Below are 13505 nucleotides of genomic sequence, written 5' to 3'. Positions count from 1 at the left end.
CAGGGGTTGATTGGAAAAACGAGAACGTGATCTACTTTGGGCGCCGGGCGTCGTCCTGGAACGGCGCCCACCGACCACGCGGTCACCGAGGAGGAGATCCGATGGGATCGTTGGGCTTCTGGCGGCTGGCGCAGGCCGATCCGGAGTGGGTCGCCGCCGTCGATCCGGACGGGACCGAGCACACCGCGGGTGATCTGCTGGCCCGGGCGAACCGCCTCGTCCACGGCCTGCGCGGGCTGGGCCTGACCAAGGGCGACGGGATCTGCGGGCTGGTCCCGAACGGATCCGAGGGCCTGGTGCTCTACCTGGCCGCGCTCCAGGCGGGCTGGTACTACACGCCGATCAACTGGCACCTCACCGGCCCGGAGATCGGCTACATCGTCGCCGACAGCGAGGCCAGGGCGTTCTTCGTCCACGAACGCCACGGCGCCGAGGGCGCGCGGGCCGCGCGGGAGTCCGGGATCGAGCGGCACCGCTGCTTCGCGTTCGGGGAGGTCGAGGGCTTCCGGCCCTACGGCGAGCTCGTCGACGACCAGCCCGCCACGCTCCCGGACGACCGCAGCAACGGCGCGACCATGCACTACACGTCCGGGACGACCGGACGGCCCAAGGGCGTCCGGCGCCGCCTCGCCGGGATCGACCCCGACGACAGCGCGGAGCTGATGACGTTCCTGCTGGCGATGTTCGGCATCCCGCCGGGACGGCCCGCGGGCAACGAGCCCCAGGCGCACCTGGTCACCTCGCCGAACTACCACACGGCCGTCACCCAGTTCGGCGGGACCGCGCTCCAGATGGGCCACACCCTCGTCTACGTCGACCGGTGGGACGCCGAGGAGTGCCTGCGGCTCATCCAGGACTACCGGATCACCAACACGCACATGGTGCCGACCCACTTCAAACGGCTGCTGTCACTGCCCGACGAGGTGCGGAAGCGCTACGACGTGTCCTCGATGCGATGGGCGATCCACGCCGCCGCGCCGTGCCCCGTCCCGATCAAGCAGCGGATGCTCGACTGGTGGGGCGACTGCGTCTGGGAGTACTACGCGGCCACCGAGGGCGGTGGGACGATCGCCTCCCCGCAGGACTGGCGCGCCCACCCCGGAACGGTCGGCAAGGCCTGGCCGATCAGCGAGCTGCTGATCGTCGACGACGAGGGCGACGAGGTCCCCGCCGGCAGCCCCGGCACGATCTACATGAAGATGGCCGGGACCGAGTTCGAGTACAAGGGCGACCGGGAGAAGACCGAGAAGAACCGGCTCAAGGACCACTTCACGGTCGGCGACATCGGCTACCTCACCGAGGACGGGTTCCTGTTCCTGTCCGACCGCAAGGCCGACATGATCATCTCGGGCGGGGCCAACATCTACCCGGCCGAGATCGAGAACGAGATCGTCCTGCATCCCAAGGTCGCCGACGTGGCCGTGTTCGGCATCCCCGACGACGAGTGGGGCGAGCAGATCAAGGCCGTGGTCGAACCCGCCGCCGGCGTGGACCCGGGGCCGGAACTGGCCGCCGAGATCCTGGCGTCCCTGGAGGGCCGGCTGGCGAAGATGAAGTGGCCGAAGACCATCGACTTCATCGCGACCATGCCGCGCGAGCCCAACGGCAAGCTCCTCAAGCGCAAGCTGCGGGACCCTTACTGGAAGGACCGCGACAGTGCCATCTGACCCGAACCACATCCTGGAGTTCCCCGGCGGGTACACGCGGTCGGTCGGCCCGGTCATCGGACGGTTCCTCAGCGAGCTGCGCGACGGGCGGCTGGTCGGCGTGCGGACGCGGGACGGGCGGGTGCTGGTCCCCCCGACCGAGTACGACCCCGACACCGGCGAGGACGTGACCGACGAGTTCGTCCCGGTCGGGCCGGTCGGCACGGTGACGACCTGGTCGTGGGTGGCGCGCCCCCGCAAGGACCACCCGCTGGACCGGCCGTTCGCGTGGGCGCTGGTCCGGATGGACGGCGCCGACACCGCCCTGCTGCACGCGCTCGACCTGGGCGTGTTCGACGAGGGCGCCGCGCCGCCGAAGTTCCTGAAGACCGGGATGCGGGTGCGGCCCCGCTGGCGCGTCGAACGCTCCGGCGCGATCGGCGACATCGAGTGCTTCCAGCCCGAGGTCACCATGATCACCGCCCCCACGCGGCTGGAGTACCGCCTGCGCAGCGGCCGGGCCCTGGACCGCTTCCTGGAGGGCGTCTCCCAGGGGAAGATCATCGGCCACCGCTGCGACGTGTGCGGGCAGGTCATCGTCCCGATGAAGGGCCTGTGCCCCAAGGACGGCGTGCCCACCGCGCAGGAGGTCGAGCTCCCCGACACCGGCACCGTCACCACGTTCGCCGTCAACAACCTGCCCGACCCGCGCGCCCCCGAGGTGCCGTTCGTGTCGGCCTACATCCTGCTGGACGGCGCGGGCCTGACGATGCTCTCGCTGGTCGCGGGCATCCCCGCCGACCAGGTCCGCATGGGCATGCGGGTGAAGGCGAAGTGGAGGCCGCGCGAGGAGTGGGGCAAGACCATGGCCAACATCCGGTGGTTCGAGCCGCTCGACGAGCCCGACGTCCCCTTCGACGCGATCAAGGACTACCTGTGAGAGACATCGCCGTTGTCGCGTTCGTTCAGACGCACCACACGGGCGAGGACACCGGGCTCTCCGAGACCGAGCTGCTCGCCCCCGTCATCACCGAGATCAAGCAGCGGACCGGGATCACGAGGTTCGGGTTCACCTGCTCGGGGTCCAACGACTACCTGGCCGGCGCGCCGTTCTCGTTCGTCGCGGCGCTGGACGCGGTCGGGGCGTGGCCGCCGATCTCCGAGAGCCACGTGGAGATGGACGCCGCGTGGGCGCTGTACGAGGCGTGGGTGAAGCTCCGGCACGGCGAGATCGACACGGCGCTGGTCTACGGGTTCGGCAAGGCGTCGCAGGGGGACTGGGCGGAGATCGCCACCGTGGGCTACGACCCCTACTACCTGACGCCGCTCGGCGTGGACGCCGACTCGATGGCCGCCCTCCAGGCCCGCGCGCACCTCGAACGCTCCGGCGCGAAGGAGGACGACCTGCGGGCGGTCGTGGCGCGGTCCCGCGCGGCCGGGCGCGACAACCCGTTCGCGCTGCACCTGCCCGACCCCGAGGACGGCGACCACACCGTCGCGCCGCTGCGCGCCCACGACGTCGCGCCGGTCACCGACGGGGCCGCCGCGGTCGTGCTGGCCGCCGGGGACCGGGCCCGCGAGTTGTGCGAACGCCCCGCCTGGATCACCGGGATCGACCACCGCGCCGAACCGCACCTGCCGGGCGTGCGCGACCTGTCGCGGTCGGAGTCGGCGCGGCTGGCGGGCGAACGCGCGGGCGCGGCCGGCGTCGAGGTCGCCGAACTCCACACCCGCTACAGCCACGAGGAGCTCATCCTGCGCGAGGCCCTCGGCCTGGGCGAGGAGGTCACCGTCAACCCGTCCGGCGGCCCGCTGTCGGCCGACCCGATCATGGCGACCGGCCTGATCCGCATCGGCGAGGCCGCCGCCCGGATCCACGACGGCACCGCCGCCCGCGCGCTGGGCCACGCCGCGTCCGGGCCGTGCCTCCAGCAGAACCTCGTCTGCGTCCTCTCGGGAGCCACCAATGGGTAACGCGTGCGCCGTCATCGGCGTGGGGCAAACGGCCTACAAGACCAAGCGCCTGGACGTGTCGGTCGCGGGCCTGCTGCGCGAGGCCGCCCGGCGCGCGCTCGACGACGCCGGGCTGACCTGGAAGGACATCGACGCGGTCGTCATCGGCAAGGCCCCCGACCTGTTCGAGGGCGTGATGGCGCCGGAAGCGTACCTGGCCGACGCCCTCGGGGCCGCCGGGAAGCCGATCATGCGGGTGCACACCGCCGGGTCGGTCGGCGGGTCCACGGCGATCGTCGCGGCGAGCCTAATCCAGAGCGGCGTGCACCGGCGCGTCCTGACCGTCGCGTGGGAGAAGCAGTCGGAGTCGAACGCGACCTGGGCGCTCACGGTGAACACGCCGTACTCGACGTCCCTGGTCGTCGGCGCGGGAGGCTACTTCGCCCCGCACATCCGCGCGTACATGCGGCGTTCCGGCGCGCCCCCGCACATCGGCACGCTCGTCGCGGTCAAGGACCGGCGGAACGCCCTCAAGAACCCCTACGCCCACCTGAGGATCCCCGGCATCACGCGCGAGATGGTCGAGTCCACGCCGATGCTGTGGGAGCCGATCCGCTACCTGGAGACCTGCCCGTCCTCCGACGGGGCCTGCGCGATGGTGCTGGCCTCCGAGGACGCCGCCCGCGAGGCCCCCCACCCGCCGGCCTGGGTGCACGGCACCGCGATGCGCTCGGAACCGATCTTCTTCGCGGGCCGCGACACCGTGGACCCGCAGGGGGGCCGGGACTGCGCCGCCGACGTCTACCGCCAGGCCGGGATCAGCGACCCGCGCCGCGAGATCGACGTCGCCGAGGTGTACGTGCCGTTCTCCTGGTACGAGCCGATGTGGCTGGAGAACCTCGGGTTTTGCGGCGAGGGCGAGGGCTGGAAGCTCACCGAGTCCGGCGCGACCGCGCTGGACGGCGACATCCCGTGGAACGCCTCCGGCGGCGTGCTGTCGTCCAACCCGATCGGCGCGTCCGGGATGATCCGCTTCGCCGAGGCGGCGCTCCAGGTCCGCGGCCTGGCGGGCGAGCACCAGGTGGACGGCGCCCGCCGCGCCCTCGGCCACGCCTACGGCGGCGGGGCCCAGTTCTTCGCGATGTGGATCGTCGGCAGCGAGAAACCATAACCCCCTCCGGGAGGCCCCCGATGGAGTTCAACCACGCCGATCTGTTCGAGGGCGTCGCCGACGCGATCGGGGACCGCGTCGCGCTCGTCTGCGGTGACCAGCGCCTCACCTACGCCGGGCTCGACGCCCACGCCAACCGCCTGGCCCACCATCTGGCCGCGGCGGGCGTGGGTCCGGGCGACCACGTGGCGGTCCAGCTCTACAACGGCGTCGAGTACGCCGCCGCGATGCTGGCCGCCCTGAAACTCCGCGCCGTGCCGATCAACGTCAACTACCGGTACGTCGAGAACGAGCTGCTGTACGTCTACGACGACTCCGACAGCGTGGCGCTGCTGTACGACGTGGAGTTCGAGGAGCGCGTCGCGAACACGCTTCCCCGGGCCTCCACGCTGCGCCACCTGGTCGCGGTGGGCGGCGACCCGGCGATCCCGGACGCGGTGCCCTACGCGGAGGCCCTCGCGAACTCCCCGGACACCCGGGACTTCCCGCCCCGGTCCGGCGGCGACACCTACATCATCTACACGGGCGGCACCACGGGGATGCCCAAGGGGGTGATGTGGGACGTCGAGCAACTGCTGTTCGCGTTCTGGAACCCGACGTTCCCCCGCCCGAAGACCCCCGAGGACGTCGTGGAGATGGCGCGGAACTCGGGCCCGATGGTGATGATGCCGGTCGCGCCGCTGATGCACGGGGCGGCGCAGATGGCGACGTTCATCAGCTGGTGGATGGGCGCGACGGTCGTCTACACGCGCCGGTTCGACGCCGCCGAGGTCTGGCGCACGATCGGGCGCGAGAAGGTCAACTCCCTGACGATCACGGGCGACGCGATGGCGATCCCCATGGCCGAGGAACTGGCCCGCGGCGACTACGACACCTCGTCCCTGCTGGCGTTCGTGTCCACGGGGGCGATCCTGACCGGCACGGTCCGCGACCGCGTCCAGGAACTCCTGCCCAACACGATCATCATGGACCGCTTCGGCTCCACCGAGTCGGGCTCGACCGCCGAGGCGGTGGCGGGCTCGACCCCCGAGAAGGGCCTGCGCTTCGCCCCCGACGTGGCGGACGTGACGGTCCTGGACGACGCCCTCCGTCCGGTCCGGCCGGGCTCGGGCGTGATCGGCCAGGTGGCGCGCAGCGGCCACATCGCGCGCGGCTACTACAACGACCCGGAGAAGACGGCCCGCACGTTCCCCGAGGTGGACGGCCGTCGCTGGCTGCTCACCGGCGACATCGCGACGGTCGAGCAGGACGGCTCGATCGCGGTCTACGGCCGGGGCTCCCAGGCCATCAACACCGGCGGCGAGAAGGTCTTCCCCGAGGAGGTGGAGGCGGTCCTGAAGGGCCACCCGGACGTCTACGACGCGGTGGTCACCGGCATCCCCGACGAACGCTGGGGGAACCGGGTGGCGGCGGTGGTCCAGCCGGTGGGGGCCCCACCGTCCCCGGAGGACCTGGACGCCCACTGCCGCAAGGAACTGTCGGGCTACAAGGTGCCGCGCGCCTACGCGTTCGTGAAGGAGATGAAACGCTCCCCGGCGGGCAAGGCCGACTACCGCTGGGCCAAGAAGATCGCGGCGGAGTCGGCCCGGGAGCGGTAGTGCTCAGTCGACTCCTTCGTCGAGCCGATCCCAGGTGATCGTCACCTTGAAGGGGTCGATCATCTCGATCGCCGTGTCGAAGGAGTCGGCACGGTGCGCGACGCGGTGAGTGGTGTAGGCCCCGTCGGATGCCAGCCGGAGCATTTCGATCATGACCGCGGGGCCGTCGTCGTTGGCCATGCGCACGATCCAGTACTGCGGAACGCCGAAGCGGGCGTACTCGGCGCGCTTGTCGATCAGGTCGGCGGTGACCGTTCCGGGTGAGACGATCTCCACCACGATCAGGGTGTCGGCGATGGTCGGCTTGCGCTTCCAGCGAGGGCGGTCCTCGGTGATGCACCGGTAGACGATGGCGTCGGGTCGTTTGTAATGGAAAGGCACCTCCGACACCAGGAGGTCGATGTCACCGTTGATCCGCAGACACGGCGCTCCGGTGGAGCGGTCGGGCAACGCCTCCCGAAGGGCCGTCTTGATGTTGTCGGCGATCGCGTTGTGGTTCGGGGACGGTGATTCGCAGACGACCACGAACCCATCCTTGATCTCCACCCTGCGCGACACGTCTTCCGGCATCTCCAGATAGGTGTCGAGGTCGATCTCCTGGGTGTAGGTGATCGGCGAAGACCAGTCGAACGCATGTGTCACCGTGGCCGCCCTTCGGTCGTCCTGTCCGTAAGACTAGGCCACGGGGTCCGGGACGACAGGCGTTCCTCCACGCCGACGGAGAGTCGCGAAGGCAGGGGCAGGGGCAGGGGTGCTCAGGTCACCAGGCGGCCGCGTAGCAGGTCCATCAGCGTCGCGTGGACCTCGGTCACGTCGCGGTCCGGCTGGAGCGTGCGCCAGTCCAGGGCCACCGTCAGGACCATGCCGAAGACCGCCGAGGCCGCCATGTCCACGTCCAGGTCGGGGCGGAGGCGGCCGCCGGCCACGGCGGCGCGCAGCACGTCGCCGATCACGCCGATCGCGCGTTCGCGGATGAGCTGGGCCGCGTACTGCCAGTCGCCGCGCGACCGCCACGCCTCGGCGATCAGCAGGCGGGCGAACGACTCGTGCTCGCCGATGAAGCGCAGCTCCGCCCCCACCACCGCCTCCAGGGCGGCCATGGGCTCCCGGCCGTCGGCGGCCTCGCGGAGGGTCTGCGCGAAGCGCTCGATGCCGTACTCCAGCAGCGCCGAGAACAGCGCGGCCTTGCTGCCGAAGTTGTAGTACACCGTGCCCTTGGCGACCCCGGCGCGCTCGGCGATCTGGTCGACCGTGGTGGTGGCGAACCCGCGTTCGGCGATCAGCTCGATCGCCGCGGTGAACAACCGCTCGCGGGTCGCCGCAGTCCGGCTCACGTCTGGCCCCTCTAGAGTTTCAGCACGGGGTGCAGACGCTTCATCGTCCACACCCGGTTGCGCCGGACGGCCAGGGCGGACAGCAGCAGCCCGCCGACCAGGAACGCGACCAGCACGGCACCACCCTGCCACACCGGCGTCAGGTCGCCGCCGCTGATCAGGCGGCGGGCCGCGTCCACCGTCCACGGCATCGGCAGGAACGGCCGGATCGCCTGGAAGAAGCCCGGCGAGGTCTCGATCGGGTACGTCCCGGCGGCGGAGGTGAGCTGGAGCATCAGCAGCGCCAGCGCGACCACCCGGCCGATCGGCCCGAACTTGACGTTCACCCACTGCACCACGGCCAGGAACGACGCCGACGCCAGCGCCAGCAGCGCGATCAGCCCCGGCCAGTTCGCCGCCTCCAGGCCGAGCGCGAACCGCAGCACGGCCAGGACGATCAGCACCTGCCCGATCCCGATCGCCACGGCGGGCAGCCACCCGGCGAGGGCGACCCGCCAGCCGGGCGCGTTGCTGGCCTGCGCCCGCTGGTTGACCGGCCGCAGCATCATGTAGATCAGCATCGCGCCGACCCACAGCGCCAGCGGGACGAAGAACGGCGCGAACCCCGTGCCGTAGTTGGGCACCTTGTTGTCGGTGTCGCTGGCCAGCCGGACCGGGTCGCTCATCATGTCGGCGCGGCCGGCGCGCTCGTCCTCGCCGTAGTCGGGGACCTTGTCGGTGCCCTGGTGCAGGCCGGTGGCGAGCTTGCCGCTGCCGTCGGAGATCTGGAGCAGCGCGGTCGAGAGGGTCACCGACCCGTCGGCGAGCCTGCCGAGCCCGTTCTGCAACGTGCCGAGGCCGGTGGTGAGCCGCGCCGACCCGTTCATCAGCTTGCCGGCGCCCGCGCTGACCTGCCGGGCGCCGGAGCTGAGGCGGTTGACGTCGCGCCGGGCCCTCTCCACCCTGGCGGCCAGCGTCGGGGCGTTCTTCGCGACCTCGTTCGCGAGCCGCTGGACCTGGCGGGCGTCGGCGGCGATCTTGCGCAGCTCGGCGGTGTGCGCGCGGACGTAGCCGTCCACCTGGCGGGCGACCTGCACGACCCGGCCGGAGACCCGGAGCAGGTCCTGCCGGATCCGGTCGGGGATCTCGGGATGGGCGGCGAGGTAGGTCCGCAGCTCCGCGCGCGCGGCCTCGGCGTCGCGGACGGCCTGCCGGGTCTGGGCGGGCAGCCGGTTCGCGCCGTCGGCGAGCGCGTCGGCGCCCCGCGCGACGAGCAGGGCCGCGTCGCGGATCTCAGGGGCGTTCTCGCGCAGCAACGGCAGCACGGCGTCGCTCGCCTGGTTGACCATCGCGGCCAGGCGCTGGTTTCCGGCGGCGACCTGCTGGGCGCCGTCGCGGAGCGCGCCGAGGCCGTTGGTGAGCCTCCCCGAGCTCGCGTGCAGCTTCCCCGCGCCGGTGCGCGCGTCGCCCAGCCCCTTGCTCAGCTTGCCCGCGCCCTCGTGGGCCTTGCCCGAGCCGTCGGCGAGCTTGTCGGCGCCCTTGGCGGCCTTGTCCAGCTCGCCGTGCAGGGTGCCGAACGACACGAGGATCTGGTCGAAGTAGCCCCGGATCGCCTTCTCCCGCGCGGCGGCGCTGACCTCCTTGAACGCGGCCTGCGCGACGGTCCCGACGACGTAGTTGTTGGAGTCGTTGAGCTGGAGCCGCAGCCCGGCCGGGGCCGGGGTCCCGTCGCCGGACGGGGAGGCCAGGCGGGTGCTGAAGTCCGGCGGGATCGTCAGCGACATGTAGTAGTCGCCCTTGCGCACGCCCCGGTCGGCGGTGGCGGCGTCCACCCTCTTCCACGCGAAGATGCGGCGCTTCTCCAGCTCCTCGGCCAGGTCCGCGCCCGCGTGCACCTGCTTGCCGTCCGCCTTGGCGGGCCTGTCCTCCACGACCAGCGCGACCGGGAGGTGCGACAGGCGGCCGTAGGGGTCCCAGAACGACCACAGGTACAGCCCCGCGTACAGCAGCGGCAGCATGACCAGCCCGACCAGGCCGATCGCCGTCAGCCGGTTCCGCCGGAAGCGGCGCAGCTCCAGCCCGCCCGTCGACAGTGCGGGAAGTCTCATCGGGAGGTCTCCTCCAGAAGGGCGTCACGGGGGTCGGGGAGGATGAGGACGTGCCGGGCCAGGCCCTCGGCGGGCTCCGGATCGTGGCAGGTGGCCAGCACGGTGGCGCCGGAGTCGGCGACGGCGCGCAGCCGCTCCCACAGCGCGCGCTGGCGGGCCGGGGGAAGGCCCTCGTCCACGTCGTCGAGCAGCAGCACGCCGGGCGCGCCGGTCAGGCCGATCGCCGCGCCGAGCAGCTGGGTCTCGTCGGGCAGCAGGTCCTGGGCGAAGGTCCCGGGGGCGACGTCGAGGCCGACGCGCTCCAGCGCGCGGCGGATGCGGTCGCCGCGCCCGCGCCACCGGCCGAACAGCCCCTCCCGCAGGTCGAGGGCCTCGCTGAGGTGCTCCCGGACGGTCAGCGTGGGGTCCAGGTCGGTGACGTTCGCGACGACGCCGAGCGAGGTGACGCGCTGCACGGCGCGCAGCCGCCCCGGAAGTTCGAGGTCGCCCACGGTCGCGGTGCCCGACGTGGGTTTCATGCGGCCGCCGAGGGTGAGGAGGAGGGAGGTGCGGCCGGTGCCGGCGACCCCGCTGATCACGGCGAGCTCCCCGGCCGGGACGGAGAACGACACGTCCTGGAACACCGGGCCGCGCGCCCCGCGCAGCGTCAGCCCCTCGGCGGCGACGCGCAGGGCGGGGGAGGCGTGCTCGTCGGCGCCGGTCCCGGAGCGGCCCCCATCCGCTCCGGGACCGGCGGCCGGCCCGGCGGCGGACGGCGCGATCCCCCCGATCGTCCCGTCCGCCGCCGGTGTCGTGGTGACCGGTGGCGTGGTGTCGGCCGGTTCCGGATTCATCACGGTCCCCTCGCACACTCTTTAAACTGACCGGTCAGTACAAATTTAGCCCCGGACGGCCCCCGCCACACCCTCGCGACCGCGTGACGTCCCCCACGTAAGCTCCGTCACCCCGTGCGCGGTACCGTCACGCCTCCGTTGAAAGAGGAGGAGACCTGTACGACATCTGGGAGCGATCCGCGATCGCCAAGCGCCTCGACGTCCTGGCGGGATTCCTGGCCTCACGCTGGGCCCCGGGCACCGAGGAGCGCCGGGAACTGGACCGCGTCGTGGCCGTCGCGCGCTGGGCGCTCACCGAGAACGACCTCGACACCGCCCGGGCAGGGCTGGACGATCTGGTCGACTGGGCCGACCGGTGGGCGGACCACCCGCACCGCCCGGCCGAGCCCCGCCCCGACGAGGCCGACCGCCAGATCCGCGACTACGCCAAGGACGCCTATCCCGAGCGGCTCTCCGTCAGGCAGCGCGACCGGGTCGGTCGGATCACCCTGTTCATGAACGTCGGTCTCCGCGCCCTGGCCGGGGCGGACCTGCCACGCCAGGTCCGGGAGGACGTCTTCTACCTCTACGGCCGCGTCTCGATGGCGCTGGACGCGGGGCATCTGGCGGCGGCCGAACGCGAGCTGGCCCGACTGGAGGAGCTGCGCGAGCGGTACGCGCCGCGCCGGAGGGGCCCCGGGTAGCCTGGTGGTGATCTTGGGAGGGGCATGGTGATCGATCCGGGGCTGGACCATCTCGTCTACGCGACGCCCGACCTCGCGGCGAGCGTGGCGGAGATCGCCGGACGGACCGGTGTCGCGCCCGTCGAGGGCGGGCCGCACGTCGGGCTCGGCACCCGCAACCACCTGCTGGGGCTCGGCGGCCGGGCCTACCTGGAGATCGTCGGACCCGACCCCGGGCAGCCCGCGCCCGAGCGGCCCCGGCCGTTCGGGATCGACGACCTGGCCGCGCCCGCGCTGGTCGCCTGGGCCGTGGCGGTCGAGGACATCGACGGACGCGTCGCCCGCGCCCGCGCGGCCGGGTTCGACCCCGGCGACGCGGTCCCGATGGCGCGGCGGCGGCCCGACGGCGTGCTGCTGGAGTGGCGGCTGACGCCGGTGCGCACCGGGGCCGTGCCGTTCCTCATCGACTGGGGCCGGACCGAGCACCCGGCGGCGGCGCTGCCGGTGGTGCCGCTGCGGACGTTCCGGATCGTCGACCCGGAGCCCGCACGCGTCCGCGCCCCGCTCGGCGCGCTGGGCGTCGCCGCCGACCTGCGCGCCGGGGAGCGCCCCGCGCTGCGCGCCGAGATCGGGGACGGCCTCGTCCTGGAATGACCCGCTCTGCCAGAATCTCCGGCATGAGCGACCCGTCCCGCCCGGCCCGCGGCCTGTCCGCGCTCCTGGCCACCATGGGGACCGCGCACTTCCTCGCGCCCCGCCCGTTCGACACGATCGTCCCCGCGCGGCTGCCCGGCAGGGCACGGACCTGGACGTACCTGAGCGGCGTCGCCGAGCTGGCGGTGGCCGCCGCCGTCGCGCACCCGCGCACGCGGAAGAAGGGCGCGCTGGCGGCGGCCGGCCTGTTCGCCGCGGTGTTCCCGGCGAACGTGAAGATGGCCTACGACTGGCGGCGCCGCCCGCTGCCGCTGAAGGCCGTCGCCTACGGGCGGCTGCCGCTGCAGGCCCCGCTGGTCGCCTGGGCCCTGAAGGTCGCGCGCGACGCCCGCTAACGCACCGCGATGATCGCCGAGCCGTGGCCGAACAGGCCCTGGTTGACGGCGATGCCGGCGCGCGCGCCCTCGACCTGGCGGCCCTCGGCCCGACCGCGCAGCTGCCAGGTCAGCTCGCACACCTGCGCGATGGCCTGCGCCGGGATCGCCTCCCCGAACGAGGCCAGCCCGCCCGAGGGGTTCACCGGGACGCGCCCGCCGAGCGCCGTCGCGCCGGAGCGCAGCAGCTCCTCCGCGCCGCCGGGCTCGCACAGGCCGATGTCCTCGTACCAGTCGAGTTCGAGGGCGGTGGACAGGTCGTACACCTCGGCCAGCGACAGGTCCTCCGGCCCGAGCCCGGCCTCCTCGTAGGCGGCGTGCGCGAGGGACGCGCGGAACGGCCGCTCCGGCGGCGCGACCGCCGCCGCCGAGTCGGTCGCGAAGTCCGGCAGGTCCAGCACCGTCTTGGGGAACGTCGGCGTGACCGTGGACAGCGCCGGGATCCGCACCGGGTCGGCGGCGCCGTGCCGCCGCGCGAACTCCACCGACGCCAGCACCAGAGCCGCGCCGCCGTCGCTGGTCGCGCAGATGTCCAGCAGCCGCAGCGGGTCGGCGACCACCGCCGACTCCCGCACGTCCTCCGGCGTCACCTCCTTGCGGTAGCGGGCGTTGGGGTTGGCCAGGCCGTGCCGGGCGTTCTTCACCTTCACGGCCGCGAAGTCGTCGGGCGTCGCGCCGTGCACGGCCATGCGCCGCCGCGCGTACAGCGCGAAGTAGATCGGGTTCGTCGCGCCCAGCAGCCGGAACCGCAGCCAGTCGGGGTCGTCGGGCCGGTCCCCGCCGACCGGCTTGAAGAACCCCTTGGGGACCGCGTCCGCGCCGACGACCAGCGCCACGTCGCACAGGCCCGCCAGGATCCGCGCCCGCGCGTGGTCGATCGCCTGCGCGCCGGAGGCGCACGCCGCGTAGCAGCTCGACACCCGCGCGCCCGACCAGCCGAGCGCCTGCGCGAACGTCGCGCCCGCCACGAACCCCGGGTAGCCGTTGCGGATGGTGTCCGCGCCCGCGACGTACTGCACGTCGGTCCAGTCCAGCCCGGCGTCGGCGAGCGCCGCCCGCGCCGCCACGAGCCCGTACTCCACGAAGTTGCGGCCCCACTTGCCCCACGGGTGCATGCCCGCGCCGAGGACGGC

13 protein-coding genes are annotated in these 13505 nt (G+C 72.9%); 8 read left to right on the top strand and 5 right to left on the bottom strand.

All coding sequences use genetic code 11. From position 1 onward, the window contains the following. Positions 1-101 precede the first annotated feature (101 nt). Genes HNR61_RS15525 through HNR61_RS15505 form a run of 5 tightly spaced genes read left to right on the top strand, consistent with a single transcriptional unit; the run spans position 102 to position 6368 of the window. The gene (locus HNR61_RS15525; protein WP_182843818.1) at positions 102-1667 is read left to right on the top strand and encodes an acyl-CoA synthetase; all 1566 of its coding nucleotides are present in this window, start codon (positions 102-104) and stop codon (positions 1665-1667) included. Further along, the gene (locus HNR61_RS15520) at positions 1657-2586 is read left to right on the top strand and encodes a Zn-ribbon domain-containing OB-fold protein (RefSeq protein ID WP_182843817.1); all 930 of its coding nucleotides are present in this window, start codon (positions 1657-1659) and stop codon (positions 2584-2586) included. The genes HNR61_RS15525 and HNR61_RS15520 overlap by 11 nt, the downstream gene beginning before the upstream one ends. After that, complete coding sequence (locus tag HNR61_RS15515) at positions 2583-3620, top strand: thiolase family protein (RefSeq protein ID WP_182843816.1); 1038 nt, start codon at positions 2583-2585, stop codon at positions 3618-3620. Before HNR61_RS15520 ends, HNR61_RS15515 begins: the two co-directional genes overlap by 4 nt. Next, positions 3613-4770: a thiolase family protein gene (locus HNR61_RS15510; protein WP_182843815.1), complete on the top strand. Its 1158-nt coding sequence runs from the start codon at positions 3613-3615 to the stop codon at positions 4768-4770. The genes HNR61_RS15515 and HNR61_RS15510 overlap by 8 nt, the downstream gene beginning before the upstream one ends. A gap of 20 nt (positions 4771-4790) precedes the next feature. Then, a complete protein-coding gene (locus HNR61_RS15505; protein ID WP_182843814.1) occupies positions 4791-6368 on the top strand; it encodes an acyl-CoA synthetase in 1578 nt (525 codons plus the stop codon). Positions 6369-6371: 3 nt separating this feature from the next. On the opposite strand, the gene HNR61_RS15500 is transcribed toward HNR61_RS15505, so the two are convergent. From HNR61_RS15500 to HNR61_RS15485, 4 genes are all read right to left on the bottom strand, one after another. Further along, positions 6372-7010 (bottom strand): Uma2 family endonuclease, encoded by a 639-nt coding sequence (locus tag HNR61_RS15500; RefSeq protein ID WP_312897918.1) that lies wholly within the window; start codon positions 7008-7010, stop codon positions 6372-6374. Positions 7011-7123: 113 nt separating this feature from the next. Beyond that, positions 7124-7702 (bottom strand): TetR/AcrR family transcriptional regulator, encoded by a 579-nt coding sequence (locus HNR61_RS15495; protein ID WP_067813747.1) that lies wholly within the window; start codon positions 7700-7702, stop codon positions 7124-7126. Between the two features lie 11 nt (positions 7703-7713). Beyond that, the gene (locus tag HNR61_RS15490; RefSeq protein WP_182843812.1) at positions 7714-9789 is read right to left on the bottom strand and encodes a YhgE/Pip domain-containing protein; all 2076 of its coding nucleotides are present in this window, start codon (positions 9787-9789) and stop codon (positions 7714-7716) included. Continuing rightward, on the bottom strand, positions 9786-10622 hold the full coding sequence (locus tag HNR61_RS15485) for an ATP-binding cassette domain-containing protein (protein WP_182843811.1): 837 nt from the start codon (positions 10620-10622) through the stop codon (positions 9786-9788). Before HNR61_RS15485 ends, HNR61_RS15490 begins: the two co-directional genes overlap by 4 nt. Before the next feature lie 269 nt (positions 10623-10891). Here HNR61_RS15485 and HNR61_RS15480 point away from each other — a divergent pair, with 269 nt between their 5' ends. The 3 genes from HNR61_RS15480 to HNR61_RS15470 are packed head-to-tail and all read left to right on the top strand — an operon-like array spanning position 10892 to position 12333. Then, positions 10892-11305, top strand: coding sequence for a hypothetical protein (locus HNR61_RS15480; protein WP_182843810.1), 414 nt, complete (start codon positions 10892-10894; stop codon positions 11303-11305). A gap of 24 nt (positions 11306-11329) precedes the next feature. Then, entirely contained in the window at positions 11330-11938 is a 609-nt protein-coding gene (locus tag HNR61_RS15475) for a VOC family protein (RefSeq protein ID WP_182843809.1), read from the top strand. Positions 11939-11961: 23 nt separating this feature from the next. Further along, on the top strand, positions 11962-12333 hold the full coding sequence (locus tag HNR61_RS15470) for a DoxX family protein (protein WP_182843808.1): 372 nt from the start codon (positions 11962-11964) through the stop codon (positions 12331-12333). Here the strand turns inward: HNR61_RS15470 and HNR61_RS15465 are convergent. Further along, positions 12330-13487: a lipid-transfer protein gene (locus tag HNR61_RS15465; RefSeq protein WP_220509419.1), complete on the bottom strand. Its 1158-nt coding sequence runs from the start codon at positions 13485-13487 to the stop codon at positions 12330-12332. The two genes, HNR61_RS15470 and HNR61_RS15465, sit on opposite strands and share 4 nt — an antisense overlap. Positions 13488-13505 lie beyond the last annotated feature (18 nt).

Source organism: Actinomadura kijaniata (genome assembly GCF_014138665.1).
GTDB lineage: Bacteria > Actinomycetota > Actinomycetes > Streptosporangiales > Streptosporangiaceae > Spirillospora > Spirillospora kijaniata.
This window is presented reverse-complemented; position numbering and strand designations above follow the sequence as displayed.

Coding starts and splice junctions, on each gene's coding strand:
- HNR61_RS15525 (WP_182843818.1), top strand. CDS start 102: ATGGGATCGTTGGGCTTCTGGCGGCTGGCGCAGGCCGATCCGGAGTGG.
- HNR61_RS15510 (WP_182843815.1), top strand. CDS start 3,613: ATGGGTAACGCGTGCGCCGTCATCGGCGTGGGGCAAACGGCCTACAAG.
- HNR61_RS15505 (WP_182843814.1), top strand. CDS start 4,791: ATGGAGTTCAACCACGCCGATCTGTTCGAGGGCGTCGCCGACGCGATC.
- HNR61_RS15490 (WP_182843812.1), bottom strand. CDS start 9,789: ATGAGACTTCCCGCACTGTCGACGGGCGGGCTGGAGCTGCGCCGCTTC.
- HNR61_RS15485 (WP_182843811.1), bottom strand. CDS start 10,622: ATGAATCCGGAACCGGCCGACACCACGCCACCGGTCACCACGACACCG.
- HNR61_RS15475 (WP_182843809.1), top strand. CDS start 11,330: ATGGTGATCGATCCGGGGCTGGACCATCTCGTCTACGCGACGCCCGAC.
- HNR61_RS15470 (WP_182843808.1), top strand. CDS start 11,962: ATGAGCGACCCGTCCCGCCCGGCCCGCGGCCTGTCCGCGCTCCTGGCC.
- HNR61_RS15465 (WP_220509419.1), bottom strand. CDS start 13,487: ATGCACCCGTGGGGCAAGTGGGGCCGCAACTTCGTGGAGTACGGGCTC.